A 13,053-nucleotide genomic window follows, 5' to 3' on the forward strand; every position below is an offset into this window, starting at 1 on the left:
TGGTGGGGCAGATCCTTTGCTACGGAGCGGTAACCAGTCAACAGCGGTGCTTGGATGGACCTTGTGAGTGCCGCTGATGAAGTACTGGACGTGGTGGACCGGGACGACCGGGTCACCGGGCAGGCCCCGCGGGGCGAGGTGTACGCCCGCGGGCTGATCCACCGCTGTGTGTTCGTGCTGGCCAGGGACGCGCAGGACCGGATCTTCGTACACCGGAGGACCGCGTCGAAGCTCGTCTTCCCCGCGCACTACGACATGTTCGTGGGCGGGGTGGTGGGCGCCGGCGAGAGCTACGGGCGGGCCGCGCTGCGGGAGGCCGAGGAGGAGTTGGGCGTACGGGGGCTGCCGCAGCCGGAGCCCCTGTTCACGTTCCTGTACGAGGGCCCGGGCGGGGCCTGGTGGTCCGCCGTGCACGAAGTGCGGTGCGAGCTGCCGGTGGCCCCGCAGGTCTCCGAGGTGGACTGGTACGCCTTCCTCACGCGGGAGGAGCTGGACCGGCGGATCGGGAGCGGGGAGTGGCCGTGGGTGCCCGACGGGCTGGAGGCCTACCGGCGGCTGCGCGCGCACCGCGGGTCCCGCCAGTAGATTGATCAGGTGATCGACTTCGTCAAGGACGTACGCCTGTGGTTCGCGCCGTCGCGGCTGAAGGACGAGGGCGACACCCCCGACTACCGCTTCTCGCTGGCCAACGAGCGTACGTTCCTCGCCTGGATCCGGACCGCGCTGGCCCTGGTCGGCGGTGGTTTCGCCGTCGACCAGTTCCTGCCCGACCTGCGGTGGGGGGTGCGGGTGGGCATGGCCTTCGCGCTGCTCGCGGTCGGTGCGGCCTGCGCGCTGCGGGCGGTGAACCACTGGGTGCGCTGCGAGCGGGCGATGCGGCGGCACGAGGACCTGCCACTGTCGCGGTTCCCGGTGGTGCTGAGCCTGGGCGTGGGACTGGTCGCGGTGGCGATGGTGGTGGTCGTGCTGCTGGGCTGGACGTCGGGGCGGTGAGCATTCCGGGCACGGACCGCGACGCCGGATTGCAGCCGGAGCGGACCCGGCTCGCGTGGCGGCGTACGACGCTCGCGTCCTCGGTGGTGGCGGTCCTGGCGCTGCGGCAGGCGCTGCGTGGGTCCGGCTCGCCGGCGGAGCTGGCCGGGGCCGCGGTGATCGGGCTGATCTGGCTGGTGTTCCTGTGGGTGGCGCACCGCAGGATCCGGGCGCTGGCGGCCGTCCGGCCGCGGGTGCTGGAGCCCGCGTCGGCCCTGGTGGTGGTCGTGTGCACGGTGGCGCTGGCGGTGTTCGCGGTGGCGGTCATCCTCTGATCCGTCCGCCGGATCGTCCCACTTCCCCCGGCGATCAGGACACAACGGGCGATAGCCGACCATTCGCACTAGTCTCGGCCCCATGACGACCCTCCACCACGAACACCCGACGCACGAGCACGCGCACGGCACGGACTGCGGCCACCAGGCGGTTCCGCACGGCGACCACGTGGACTACGCGCACGACGGCCACCTGCACCGGGAGCACTCGGGGCACTGGGACGAGTGCGAGCCGGCCGGCCACACCGCCCACGAGGGGCACGCCCACGCGCACGGCGCGGGCTGCGGGCACGACACGGTCCGGCACGGCGACCACGTCGACTACCTGCACGACGGGCACCGGCACGCCGCGCACGACGGGCACTACGACGACCACTGACGGGCGCCGCCACCCCTGAGCGACTCCCCCGGGCGTCCGTCCCGGACCTCTGGGTACGGCGGCGGACGACACCCGCTCCTCCCTCGCGCGGCGACGGCTGGCAGGATGCCGACCGACTGTCAGAGCGACCCGGGGAGAGCGCAGATGCCCGTCGACGACCCGTACCTCGTCCAGCCCGCGCCGGGGGTGTACGCCTATGTGCAGCCCGACGGCGGCTGGTGCCTGAACAACGCCGGCTTCGTGAGCGACGGCGGCCGCACGCTGCTCGTCGACACGGCCGCCACCGAGCGGCGGGCCCTGGCGCTGCGCGACGCGGTCGTGGCGGCCGGGGTGCCGCTCCCGCGGACCGTGGTGAACACCCACCACCACGGCGACCACACCTACGGCAACTCCGTCTTCACTCCGCAGGCGCTGGTCCTCGGGCACGACAACGCCCGGGCCGAGCAGCTCGCCGCCGGCCACCAGCTGGAGATGATCTGGCCCGCGACGGACTTCGGGGCGATAGAGATCACCGCACCCGACCTCACCTACAGCGACCGGGCGACCGTGCACGTGGGCGGGACCGAGGTGCAGGTCGTCCACCCGGGCGTCGCGCACACCACCGGGGACTCGGTCGTCTGGCTGCCCCGGCAGCGGGTGGTCTTCACCGGCGACCTGGTCTTCGCCGGGGGCACGCCGTTCCTGGCCATGGGCTCGCTCGCCGGCTCCCTGCGGGCGCTGGAGCTGCTGCGGTCGCTGGACGCGGAGACCGTCGTACCGGGCCACGGACCGCTGACCGACCCGTCGGCCTACGACTCCACCGAGCGCTACCTGCGCTACGTGGCCGAGCTGGCGCGGGAGGGGCGGGCCAAGGGGCTGACCCCGCTGGAGGTCGCCCGGCAGGCCGACCTCGGCGAGTTCGCCGCGTGGCGGGAGAGCGAGCGGCTGGTGGCGAACGTGCACCGGGCCTACGCGGAGCTGGCCGGGGAGCCGCAGGGCGCGCCGCTGGACATACTGGCGGTCCTGCGGGACATGACGGTGATGAACGGCGGTACGCCGATCCTCTGCCACGCCTGAGACCGGCGGGCCGGCCTGAGACCTGCGGGCAGACGTGAGCCCGGCGGGCAGGCCTGAGCCCGGCGGGCCGGAAGTGTTCTTTTCGGCCCGCCCCCTGGACGACATACCGACTGGTCGGCATCATGGCGTGCGGAGGTGCGCCGACGCACCTCCGCTCTTCCTCCTCGTCCTCGTCCACTCCCCCGCACGGAGGTGCGCACATGACCCCAGCCCCGGCAGACCCCCGAGGCCTGGACCTGGAGCGGCTGCGCGGTCATCTCGACCGGGTCCGGCCGGGACTCGTGGCCGGTGCGCTGCGCGGCCGGCTGATCGAGGGCGGCCGGTCGAACCTCACGTACGAGATCACCGACGGGACCGCCCGCTGGGTGGTGCGCAGGCCTCCGCTGGGCCATGTACTGGCCACCGCCCATGACATGCGCCGCGAGCACCGGGTCATCGCGGCGCTGCACGAAACGGCCGTGCCGGTGCCGGAGCCGGTGCTGCTGTGCGAGGACGAGGAGGTGCTCGGGGCACCGTTCTACGTCATGGAGTACGTGGACGGGGTGCCGTACCGCACGGCCGGCGAGCTGGCGGCGATCGGCCCGGACCGCACCCGGCGGGCCGTGCTCGGCCTGGTGGACACCCTCGTCGAACTGCACGCGGTGGATCCGGAGGCGGTGGGCCTGGGCGACTTCGGCCGGCCGGAGGGCTTCCTCGACCGGCAGCTGCGGCGCTGGGGCAAGCAGCTCGCGGCCTCCCGGGGGCGCGACCTCGCCGGGATCGACGAGCTGCACGGCACCCTGGGCCGCCGGCTGCCCCGCTCCCCCGCCCCGACCGTGGTGCACGGCGACTACCGGCTCGACAACGTGCTGATCGGCACGTCCCCGTCCGGCACCGACGAGATCCGGGCGGTGCTGGACTGGGAGATGTCCACGCTCGGGGATCCGCTGACGGACCTCGGGCTGCTGGTGATGTACAGCTCCGACCTGGGCCTGGCCGCGTCCCCGGTCAGTACGACGAGCGGGGCTCCGGGGCATCCGACGCCCGCCGAACTGGTCGAGCGGTACGCGGCCCGGTCGGGGCGGGACACCGGGGCCATCGCCTGGTACACGGCCTTCGCCTGGTTCAAACTCGCGGTGATCCTCGAGGGCATCCACTACCGCTACACGCTCGGGCAGACCCTCGGCGCGGGCTTCGACCGGATCGGCGAGCTGGTCCCGGTCTTCATCGAGCACGGGCTGACCACACTCCAGGGCCTCCATCCATTCGAAAACGGCCAGGAAGGCTGAGGCACACGGCATGGACTTCGCATTCGACGCCCGGACCGAGGAACTCCGCGAGCGGCTGCTCGCGTTCATGGAGGAGTACGTCTACCCGGCGGAGCCCGTCGCCGCCGAGCAGCGCGCACGGCTGGCCTCGCCCTGGGACACCCCGGCCGTCTTCGGTGAACTGAAGGCCGAGGCGCGCCGTCAGGGCCTGTGGAACCTCTTCTTCGTGGACCAGCACGGCCTTCCGGGCTCCGGGAACGGCGGGGGGCACGGCGCGGGACTGACCAACCTCCAGTACGCCCCGCTGGCGGAGATCACCGGCCGCAGCCCGCACCTGGCCCCGACGGCGACCAACTGCGCGGCTCCGGACACCGGGAACATGGAGCTGCTGGCCCAGTTCGGCAGCGAGGAGCAGAAGAAGCAGTGGCTGGAGCCGCTGCTGGAGGGCGAGATCCGGTCCGCGTTCGCGATGACGGAGCCCGAGGTGGCCTCCTCGGACGCGACCAACGTCGAGACCCGGATCGAGCGCGTGGGTGACGAGTACGTGGTCACGGGCCGCAAGTGGTTCATCTCCGGTGCCATGAACCCGGACTGCAAGGTCTTCATCGTGATGGGCAAGACCGACCCGGAGGGCGCCGATCCGCGCCGCCAGCAGTCGATGATCCTGGTCCCGCGGGACACCCCGGGCGTCGAGGTGCGCCGCGCCATGACGGTGTACGGGTACGAGGACCACGACCACGGCGGTCACGCCGAGGTGGTGTTCGACGGGGTACGGGTCCCGGCGGCGAACCTGATCGGCGAGGAGGGCGGGGGCTTCGCCATCGCCCAGGCGCGGCTCGGTCCGGGCCGCATCCACCACTGCATGCGGCTGATCGGCATGGCGGAGCGGGCCATCGAGCTGATGTGCCGACGGGCGGTGGAGCGTACGGCCTTCGGCAAGCCGCTGGCCGCGCAGGGCGTCGTACAGAACTGGATCGCCGACGCCCGGGTGACGGTGGAGCAGTTGCGGCTGCTGGTGCTCAAGACGGCCTGGCTGATGGACACGGTCGGGAACCGGGGCGCGCACACCGAGATCCAGGCCATCAAGATCGCGACGCCGCGGGCGGTGGTGCGGATCCTGGACGACGCGGTGCAGTTGCACGGCGCGGGCGGGGTGAGCCAGGACTTCCCGCTGGCCGAACTGTGGGCGGCGGCGCGCACCCTGCGTCTGGCCGACGGCCCGGACGAGGTCCACCAGCGCTCCCTGGCCCGCCGCGAACTGCGGCAGTACATGTAGTGGGGGTCCGGTCCCCGGTCCCGGTACGTCCGGGGCCGGGGGCCCGGGGGCCGCACACCGGCCACCCCTCGCCGGCCACCCCCGGGGGATCAGGGCCGCAGCGCCCGCAGCAGCAGGTCCGCGAGGTGGTCGGCGACCTGCTGCGGTGTGAGCGGGCCGTCCGCCCGGTACCAGGTGGACAGGTGGTGCACGGACCCGAAGTGGTAGTCCACCACCAGGTCGGCGGGGGTGGCGGTGGAGAACACGCCGGTCCGCTGCCCCTCCTCGATCAGTGCCCGGAAGCGCTCGTGGTAGCGCCGGCGCTCCGCCCGTACCTGCTTGAACTTCTCCGGGCTGAGCTGGTGCATCGACCGGAAGAAGATCATGGCGTCGTCGAGGTTCTCGATGGTGGTGACGACCACGTCGGCGGCCGCGGCCCGCAGCCGCTCCTCGACGGGGGCGTCGGACGCGGCCACCGCATCCAGGCGCTGCTGCTGCAGGCGCAGCATCCGCGCGTACACCTCGTGCAGCAGGTCGTCCTTGGAGCCGAAGTAGTGGTAGAGCGCGCCCTTGGTGACCCCGGCCGCCTCGACGATCTCCTGGACGGACGTGCGGTCGTAGCCGCGCTCGGCGAACAGCCGGGTGGCGACGGCCAGCAGCCGCTGCGGTACCGGGGCATCGTGCGTCCCTGCGGGTTCCGTGGTCCTGGCCGCCATGGTGCTGACCTTCCCTTCCTCGTTCTCGTTCCTGCCTGGCCGGTGCGACCAGCTGTACGACCGTCCGAATGTTTTCAGCCGCGGTCGCGCAGTTCTCGTCGCAGGATCTTGCCACTGGTCGTCTTCGGAAGGACAGGCAGGATCTCGACCTGACGCGGGTATTTGTACGCGGCGATGCGCTCTGCGCAGTGGGCCGCGAGCTCCTCCGGCTCGGCCGAGGCGCCGGGGCGCAGGCTCACGTACGCCTTCACGGTCTCCCCGCGGTACGGGTCGGGGACGCCGACCACCGCCGCCTCGCGGACGGCGGGGTGGGTGTAGAGCACGTCCTCGACCTCGCGCGGCCAGACCTTGAAGCCGGACGCGCTGATCATGTCCTTCTTGCGGTCGACGACGTAGAGCCAGCCGTCCGCGTCCATGAAGCCGACGTCCCCGGTGCGCAGTTCGCCGTCCGGGAAGGCCTCGGCGGTCTCGGCGGGCAGGCCCCAGTAGCCGGGTACGACCTGGGGGCCGCGGACGGCGATCTCGCCGGTCCGGCCGAAGGGCAGCTCGGCCCCCTGCTCGTCGAGGATGCGGACGACCGTGTCGGTGCCGGGCAGGCCCACGGAGAGGGTGCCGGAGGCGGGGTCGACGGGGGCTTCGAGGTGCACGGGCACGCTGGCGCACGGGGCGGTGCACTCGGTGAGGCCGTAGCCGTTGCGGAGGTAGAAGCCGAAGGCCGTGCGCAGGCGCTCGACGAGCGCGGGCGGGAGCGGGGCGCCGCCGGAGGAGAGCACCTGGAAGGAGGCGAAGTGGTCCGGGGTGGCGGCGGGGTGGGCGGCCAGAGCCATGAAGGCGGTGGCCGGGCCGACGGCGTAGGCGGGGCGGTGTTCCAGGAAGGCGTCGAGGACGGCGCCGGCGTCGAAGCGGTGGGCGAGGACGAGGGTGCCGGCGTTGACGAAGCAGGCCGTGAGCTCGCAGACCATGCCGGTGATGTGGAAGAGGGGCGCGAGGGCGAAGTAACCGGCGCCCTCGGCGATGGGGTGGGCGGTGACCTGGCGTACGGCGTTGTAGGTGAGCGCGCCGTGCGGGTTCATCGCGCCCTTGGGGGTGCCGCTGGTGCCGGAGGTGTAGCTGATGAGGGCGGTGTCGGCGGCGGTGAGGCCGGGGCCGTCCGGGGCGGGGCGCCGGGCACGGGCCACGGTGAGAAGGTCGGCGGTGTGGGGGCCCGCGGGCCCGGCGTCGGCGTCCGCGGACCCGGCGGCGTCGGCGTCCGCGGGCCCGGTCGGCTGGTGCGGTATGGAGGGGCCCGCCGGGCCGGGCGCCGGGCCGAAGACGCGCGGGTCGTCGCGGGTCTGGAGGTCCCGGTCCGATGCGGTCAGCACGGCCCGTACGGCCGTCCCCCGCACGGCTTCCCGCAGGTACGCCGTCCAGGCGCGGCCGTCGCACACGAGCGCGGCGGCCCCGGAGTCGTGCAGCGCGTGGCCGACCTCGCCGGACTTGTACATGGGGTTGAGGGGGACGACGACGGCCCCGGCCTTCCAGGCGCCGAGGACGGCGAGCACGAAGTGCGGGGTGTTCTGGAGCATGACCGCGACCCGGTCGCCGTGGCGGATGCCGTGCGCCGCGAGGTGTCCGGCGACGGAGTCGGAGTAGGCGTCGGCCTCGGCGTAGCCGATCCGGCCGTCGAAGTAGGCGAGCGCGGTGCGTTGGGGGGCACGGGCGACGGCCGCGCGGAAGGCGTGCAGGACGGTCGGCGGCGGCGCGACGGGCGCCAGCTGGACCGGGGAGAGCAGTCCGCGCCAGGGCCGGGCGGCGTAGCGGGAGCCGTCGGCGGAGGCCGAAGCGGGAGTGGAGGGCGGGCCCGGCCCGTCGGCGGAGGCCGGAGCAGGAGTGGAGCGCGGGCCCGGGCCGTCGGCGGAGGTCACCTGGTCTCCCATGTCTGCTGGAGGTGGTTCATACCGCTCAGCCAGTGGTCCGGGTCGGTGGCGCGGACCGCGTAGTAGTCGGCGACCTCGGGGTGCGGGAGGATCAAGAAGCGGCCCTTCTCCATGCCGTCGAACAGCGCGTCCGCGACCGCTTCCGGCTCGATCGCGGTCGGCGCGAGGACGAGTTCGCCCGCCGAGCCCGCGGCGGTCAGCATGTCGGTGCGCACTCCCTGCGGGCAGATGGCGTGGACCTGGACACCGCGGTGCCGGTAGGTCAGCGAGAGCCATTCCGCGAAGGCGAGCGCACCGTGCTTGGTGACACTGTACGGGGCGGCCCCGATCATGCTGAGCAGTCCCGCGGCGGAGACGGTGGAGACGAAGCGGCCGGTCCCCCGCTCCAGCCAGTCGGGCAGCAGCAGCCGGGCGGCCCGGACGTGGGCCATGACGTTGACGCTCCAGGCCGCTTCCCAGACGGCCTCCTCGGCGTCGGCCCCGCCGCCCGAGGCGAGTCCGGCGTTGGCGCAGTAGACGTCGACGGTCCCGCCGAGGGCTTCGCGGGCCCCGGCGACGATCTGCGAGGCGTCGCCCGGCAGCGGGATCGCCCGGTCGCCGATGGCGCCCGCGACCTCGGCGGCCCGGGCCGGGTCGAGGTCGTTGACGACGACCGTGGCGCCCTCCGCCGCGAAGCGGTGGGCGAGCGCGGCGCCGATGCCGCCGCCCGCGCCGGTGACGACGACTCGCTGGTCCTGGTACGCGCTCACGGGATCACACCTCTCGTACGGGCCTGGGCGGCCGGGGGCGGCCGGGGCGGCCGGGTTCCGGATCTGGGCAGACTAACCAGTCGGTATGTCGGGGCGGAAGGGGCCCGGCCCGTAGCGTGTCGGGATGACGCTGTCGCGACGCGGGGTGCTGGGGCTGGCAGGTGCCGTGGGATCGGCGGGCGCGATGGGCGCCCTGGGCGCAGCCGGTCCGGCCGGGACTGCCCGGACTGCCGGGACTGCCGGGACTGCGGAGACGATCGGGACGGCGGGAGCCAAGGGGACGGTCGGGACCTCCGGGACGGCAGGGGCCGCCGGGGCGGCCGCGCCGCGGGCGGCGGGCCGGGTGCGCACCGGCTTCGAGCGGCTCGCCGCGGACGGGTACGCCGTCCTGGCCGGACAGAGGGTCGGGGTGGTCACCAACCCCACCGGGATCACCCCGGACGCCCGGCACCTCGTCGACGTGCTGCACGCGGACGAACGCGTCGACCTCGTTGCGGTGTTCGGGCCCGAGCACGGCTTCCGCGGGACGGCCCAGGCCGGGGACTCCGAGGGTGCCTCGCGGGACCCTGCGACCGGACTGCCCGTGTACGACACGTACGGCAAGAGCGGGCAGCGGCTCGCCGATGTGTTCACGGCGGCCGGGATCGACACCGTCGTCTTCGACATCCAGGACGTGGGGGCGCGCTTCTACACCTACATCTGGACCCTCTACGACTGCATGCGCGCGGCCGCCCTCGCCGGCAAGGCGGTGGTCGTCCTGGACCGGCCCAATCCGGTGGGCGGCCGGCGGGCGGCGGGCCCGGTGCTGGAGCGGCCGTACGCCGGCTTCGTGGGCCGGGAGCCGATCGCGCTCGCGCACGGTATGACCGCGGCCGAGCTGGCGCGGCTGTTCAACGGCGAGTTCCTGGGAGCCGCCCCGGTCAGGCTGACCACGGTGGGGATGTCCGGGTGGCGGCGCGGGTCGTTCTTCGGGGAGACCGGCCTGCCCTGGGTGCCGCCGAGCCCGAACATGCCGACACCGGACACGGCCCTCGCGTACGCCGGCACCTGCCTGTTCGAGGGGACGAACCTCTCCGAGGGGCGTGGCACGACCACCCCCTTCGAGGTGCTCGGGGCGGAGGGGATCGACCGGCGGTGGGCGGAGGCGGCGAACGCGCTGGGCCTGCCCGGGGTCTGGTTCCGGGAGGCCTACTTCACCCCGACCTTCTCCAAGCACATGGGGAAGGTCTGCGGCGGGGTCCGGCTGATCGTGCACGACCGGGAGGCCTTTGACCCGGTACGGGCGGGCATCGGGCTGCTGGTCACCGCGCGCCGGGTGTGGAGCGGCTTCGGCTGGCGCCCGGACCACTGGATCGACCGGCTGACCGGCTCGGACCGGGTGCGGAAGCTGATCGACGCGGGCGCCGGGGTGGAGGAGGTCGCGGACGACTGGGCGGCGGGGCTGGCCCGCTTCGAGGCGGTGCGCGCGCGGTACCTGCTCTACCCCTGAGCCGGCCGCGCCGGGGGGCTGGCCGGGCGGGCGCCGCAGCAGGATGCTGACTGCACCAGGCACGGCGTGGACGGCGTGGAGGGGGGACGTCATGGCGAACGTCGGTGGCGGATTCGGCTTCGGGACAGGGGCCGGGAGCAGGACGGGGATCGGGATCGGGGTGGCGCCGTACGCGGAGCTGACCTTCGACTCCGAAGGGGACGTGGACCGCGCCTCGCAGGGGGCGGTGGCCCGGATGGAGGCGACGGACGTGCTCGTCTTCGCGCACGGCTGGAACAGCGACCGGTCCACGGCGACCCGGCTCTACGACCGGTTCTTCGCGCCCTTCCCCGCGTTGGTGGGGCCGGGGGTGCGGCTGGGGTACGTGGGTGTCGTGTGGCCGTCGATGCGGTTCTCCGACGAGCCGATACCCGACTTCGAGGCGGCCGGGGCCCTCGCGGAGCCGGGCCACGGCTGCGCGCTGGACCCCCTCACCCGGCAGGCGCTCGGGGAGTTCTGGCCGGGGCGGGGCGCGGAGCTGGACCGGCTCGCGGAGCTGCTGGCGGAGCGGCCGGAGTCGGCTGCCGCCTTCATCGAGTTCGGCGCGCTCGTGCGGGAGCTCGCCGGGGTGGACGCCGTGCACGCGGCGGTCGCGCCGGCGGTCCCCGCGATCTTCACGGACGACGTGCTGGAGGTCTGCCGGGCCCTCACACTGGCCCTGGCCAGGGCCGGCGCAGAGGCGGGCGCGGGAGCCGAGGCCGCGGCCGGAGCAGGCGCCGACGCCGGCGCTGCCGCCGAGGGGGCGGGGCTCACGGCCGGCGGCGGCCTGCGCGGCCTGTGGGGCGGCGCCAAGGAACTGCTGCGCCAGGCGGCGTACTACAAGATGAAGAAGCGGGCGGGCGTGGTCGGTGAGCGGGGGCTGGGCCCGGTACTGGCGGAGCTGGCGGCGGACCGTCCGGCCGTGCGCTTCCACCTGATCGGGCACAGCTTCGGGGCGCGGGTGGTGTCCTTCTCGCTGCGCGCCGTGCCGGACGGGGCCCGGTACGTGCGGTCCGTGACCCTGCTCCAGGGCGCCTTCTCCCATTACGCATTCGCCGACCGGCTGCCGCACGACAAGGGCCGCGGCGGGGCCCTGCGCGGCCTGCACCGGAAGGTCGACGGACCGGTGGTGGCCTGCCATTCCCCGCACGACTCGGCCCTCAGGGTCTTCTATCCGCTGGCGTCCCGGATGGCGGGTGATTCGGCCGGTCTGCTCGGATTCGACGAACGCTGGGGCGCGATCGGGCACGACGGGGTCCGGGCGGTGCCGGGGGCGCCGCGGCTGAGCCTCGACACCGTCCTGCGCGAGGGGGTTCCCGCGGCCGGTTGCGTCAGCGTGGACGCGGGCTCCGTGGTGCGGCGCGGCGGCGCTCCCTCGGGGGCGCACAGCGACATCTGCCATGAGGAACTGGCCCGGGTGGTGGTGTCCGCGGGACGTATGGGGCGCTGACTTCCGGCCATGTGCCACCCGCACGCCTCGTCCGCCCCCGCATGCGCCCGCTCCCGGCCGGGCATGTTGGGCACATCGGCGGAGGTGATGGCGTGATGGCGGGATTCCGGAGTCTGGCCTACCAGGTGCGCGACGCGCGCAATGACCGGGCCCTGCGGCGCCACTCGCTGCGCCGCTGCCTGGAGCGGTTCGCGCCCTACGGGCACCGGGCCACCTGGTGGCACCTGTGCGACCGGCACGGGATCGCCCCCGAGGACCGGGGGGCCGACCCGTTGCGGCTGGTCGCCGCGCTGGAGGAACTGGAGGACGCGCGGAGGGTCTGGCTGGAGTACGAGCGCCAGTTCGCGGAGCGGCGTCGGCGGGAGAAGCACCACGGGCTGCGCCGGCCGGAGTGGGCGTGGGGCGGGAGCGGGGACGCGGTGGTGCGCTGCGCGGACCCGTGGGTGCGGCCGGAAGGCGCGCTGGGCGAGGTGCTGCGGCGGCTGGTCCGGGCGCTGGAGTCGGAGCCGGGGACGGCGTGCCCGGTGTGCGGGGACACCGAGCTGCGGTGGCCGGAGGTGGCACCGGTGGGCCCCTGGGAGGGGGCGCCGGCCTGGGACGGACCGGTGTGCGCGGGCTGCGGGATCGTGGTGCCGAGACCGGCTCTGGCGGACTTCCCCGCGGCGGGCGCGGCGTGAGAACGGCGGCCCGGCCGGCCGTGGTGTCGCTCAACGGTTCGCGCGGTGCCGCCGACGGGCCCGCCGTGCCGATGTCGCCGCAGGACCTGGCGGAGTCGGCGGTGGGGGCGGTCGCCGCCGGGGCGGCCGAGGTGCTGGTGCACCCGCGGACGCCGTGCGGGCGGGAGAGCCTTTCGCCGCGGGTGGTCGGGCCGCTGCTGGAGGTGCTGCGGGGCGCGGGGGTGGGCGTACCTCTGACGGTGCCGGCGAGCATCGGGGCGGAGCCGGATCCGGCGGAGCGGCGGGCACGGATCCGGGCGTGGACGGTACTGCCGGACCGCGCGGTGGTGCACTTCGCGGAGCCGGGGGCGGCCGCACTGGCTCTGGCCCTGCTGGAGCGGGGGGTCGCGGTGGACGCGGTGGTGCCGCTGGCCGGCCCGGCCGGCCCCGAGCCGCTGGAGCGGCTCCGGTCCTGGCTGACGCGGATCCCGGGCGCCGGCGCCGACGGGGTCCGCGTGGCCGCGGAGATCACCGGCCCCCGGACGGACACCTTCCGCGCCGGGCCCGGGCGACCGACCGAGGCGGTTGCCCGGGCGGGGCTGCCGGCCGGGTGGCGCGAGCCGCCGCCGGGAGGGGTGCTGCTCTTCGGGCGGGACGGGGCCTCCTGGCCGACGCTGCGGCTGGCCGCCCGGTGCGGCACGGCCGCGCGCACCGGCGTAGGGGACGTGCTGCACCTGCCGGACGGGCGGCCGGCCCGGTCCAACGCCCAACTGGTCGCGGCGGCCCGGGAACTGCTGCCGCGGGAGGGGTGAACC

14 protein-coding genes are annotated in these 13,053 nt (G+C 74.5%); 11 read left to right on the forward strand and 3 right to left on the reverse strand.

Going from position 1 to position 13,053, the window contains the following annotated elements; genetic code table 11:
• Positions 1 to 54: 54 nt before the first annotated feature.
• From NRK68_RS07500 to NRK68_RS07530, 7 genes are all read left to right on the forward strand, one after another.
• A complete protein-coding gene (locus NRK68_RS07500) occupies positions 55 to 585 on the forward strand; it encodes an NUDIX hydrolase (RefSeq protein ID WP_220819582.1) in 531 nt (176 codons plus the stop codon).
• 9 nt (positions 586 to 594) lie between these two features.
• The gene (locus tag NRK68_RS07505; protein WP_030963723.1) at positions 595 to 993 is read left to right on the forward strand and encodes a YidH family protein; all 399 of its coding nucleotides are present in this window, start codon (positions 595 to 597) and stop codon (positions 991 to 993) included.
• A gap of 2 nt (positions 994 to 995) precedes the next feature.
• Entirely contained in the window at positions 996 to 1,307 is a 312-nt protein-coding gene (locus NRK68_RS07510) for a DUF202 domain-containing protein (protein WP_183069402.1), read from the forward strand.
• Between the two features lie 82 nt (positions 1,308 to 1,389).
• Positions 1,390 to 1,686, forward strand: coding sequence for a hypothetical protein (locus NRK68_RS07515; RefSeq protein ID WP_183069379.1), 297 nt, complete (start codon positions 1,390 to 1,392; stop codon positions 1,684 to 1,686).
• A 144-nt stretch (positions 1,687 to 1,830) separates the two neighbouring features.
• The gene (locus tag NRK68_RS07520; RefSeq protein WP_257855393.1) at positions 1,831 to 2,742 is read left to right on the forward strand and encodes an MBL fold metallo-hydrolase; all 912 of its coding nucleotides are present in this window, start codon (positions 1,831 to 1,833) and stop codon (positions 2,740 to 2,742) included.
• A 200-nt stretch (positions 2,743 to 2,942) separates the two neighbouring features.
• Positions 2,943 to 4,010, forward strand: a complete 1,068-nt coding sequence (locus tag NRK68_RS07525) for a phosphotransferase family protein (RefSeq protein ID WP_183069377.1) — start codon at positions 2,943 to 2,945, stop codon at positions 4,008 to 4,010.
• 10 nt (positions 4,011 to 4,020) lie between these two features.
• The gene (locus NRK68_RS07530; protein ID WP_183069376.1) at positions 4,021 to 5,265 is read left to right on the forward strand and encodes an acyl-CoA dehydrogenase family protein; all 1,245 of its coding nucleotides are present in this window, start codon (positions 4,021 to 4,023) and stop codon (positions 5,263 to 5,265) included.
• A gap of 89 nt (positions 5,266 to 5,354) precedes the next feature.
• On the opposite strand, the gene NRK68_RS07535 is transcribed toward NRK68_RS07530, so the two are convergent.
• The 3 genes from NRK68_RS07535 to NRK68_RS07545 form a co-directional block, all read right to left on the reverse strand.
• Entirely contained in the window at positions 5,355 to 5,960 is a 606-nt protein-coding gene (locus NRK68_RS07535; RefSeq protein WP_183069375.1) for a TetR/AcrR family transcriptional regulator, read from the reverse strand.
• A 74-nt stretch (positions 5,961 to 6,034) separates the two neighbouring features.
• Positions 6,035 to 7,876: an AMP-binding protein gene (locus tag NRK68_RS07540; protein WP_257855394.1), complete on the reverse strand. Its 1,842-nt coding sequence runs from the start codon at positions 7,874 to 7,876 to the stop codon at positions 6,035 to 6,037.
• Positions 7,861 to 8,625: an SDR family oxidoreductase gene (locus NRK68_RS07545; RefSeq protein WP_183069373.1), complete on the reverse strand. Its 765-nt coding sequence runs from the start codon at positions 8,623 to 8,625 to the stop codon at positions 7,861 to 7,863. The genes NRK68_RS07540 and NRK68_RS07545 overlap by 16 nt, the downstream gene beginning before the upstream one ends.
• A 124-nt stretch (positions 8,626 to 8,749) precedes the next feature.
• Between NRK68_RS07545 and NRK68_RS07550 the strand changes: the two genes are divergently transcribed.
• The 4 genes from NRK68_RS07550 to NRK68_RS07565 all read left to right on the forward strand — a co-directional run bounded on the left by NRK68_RS07550 (position 8,750) and on the right by NRK68_RS07565 (position 13,050).
• On the forward strand, positions 8,750 to 10,114 hold the full coding sequence (locus NRK68_RS07550; protein ID WP_257855395.1) for an exo-beta-N-acetylmuramidase NamZ family protein: 1,365 nt from the start codon (positions 8,750 to 8,752) through the stop codon (positions 10,112 to 10,114).
• A gap of 91 nt (positions 10,115 to 10,205) precedes the next feature.
• Entirely contained in the window at positions 10,206 to 11,582 is a 1,377-nt protein-coding gene (locus NRK68_RS07555) for a serine-threonine protein kinase (RefSeq protein ID WP_257855397.1), read from the forward strand.
• A 95-nt stretch (positions 11,583 to 11,677) separates the two neighbouring features.
• Positions 11,678 to 12,259, forward strand: a complete 582-nt coding sequence (locus NRK68_RS07560; RefSeq protein WP_183069371.1) for a hypothetical protein — start codon at positions 11,678 to 11,680, stop codon at positions 12,257 to 12,259.
• The gene (locus NRK68_RS07565) at positions 12,256 to 13,050 is read left to right on the forward strand and encodes a 3-keto-5-aminohexanoate cleavage protein (RefSeq protein WP_257855398.1); all 795 of its coding nucleotides are present in this window, start codon (positions 12,256 to 12,258) and stop codon (positions 13,048 to 13,050) included. The genes NRK68_RS07560 and NRK68_RS07565 overlap by 4 nt, the downstream gene beginning before the upstream one ends.
• Positions 13,051 to 13,053 lie beyond the last annotated feature (3 nt).

The sequence above is a fragment of the Streptomyces yangpuensis genome, from assembly GCF_024666385.1.
Classification (GTDB): Bacteria; Actinomycetota; Actinomycetes; order Streptomycetales; family Streptomycetaceae; genus Streptomyces; species Streptomyces yangpuensis.

Excerpts from the sequence above, each read along its gene's own strand:
- NRK68_RS07550 (WP_257855395.1), top strand. The coding sequence starts at position 8,750 with ATGACGCTGTCGCGACGCGGGGTGCTGGGGCTGGCAGGTGCCGTGGGA.
- NRK68_RS07515 (WP_183069379.1), top strand. The coding sequence starts at position 1,390 with ATGACGACCCTCCACCACGAACACCCGACGCACGAGCACGCGCACGGC.
- NRK68_RS07500 (WP_220819582.1), top strand. The coding sequence starts at position 55 with ATGGACCTTGTGAGTGCCGCTGATGAAGTACTGGACGTGGTGGACCGG.
- NRK68_RS07555 (WP_257855397.1), top strand. The coding sequence starts at position 10,206 with ATGGCGAACGTCGGTGGCGGATTCGGCTTCGGGACAGGGGCCGGGAGC.
- NRK68_RS07560 (WP_183069371.1), top strand. The coding sequence starts at position 11,678 with ATGGCGGGATTCCGGAGTCTGGCCTACCAGGTGCGCGACGCGCGCAAT.
- NRK68_RS07525 (WP_183069377.1), top strand. The coding sequence starts at position 2,943 with ATGACCCCAGCCCCGGCAGACCCCCGAGGCCTGGACCTGGAGCGGCTG.
- NRK68_RS07530 (WP_183069376.1), top strand. The coding sequence starts at position 4,021 with ATGGACTTCGCATTCGACGCCCGGACCGAGGAACTCCGCGAGCGGCTG.
- NRK68_RS07520 (WP_257855393.1), top strand. The coding sequence starts at position 1,831 with ATGCCCGTCGACGACCCGTACCTCGTCCAGCCCGCGCCGGGGGTGTAC.
- NRK68_RS07535 (WP_183069375.1), bottom strand. The coding sequence starts at position 5,960 with ATGGCGGCCAGGACCACGGAACCCGCAGGGACGCACGATGCCCCGGTA.
- NRK68_RS07540 (WP_257855394.1), bottom strand. The coding sequence starts at position 7,876 with ATGGGAGACCAGGTGACCTCCGCCGACGGCCCGGGCCCGCGCTCCACT.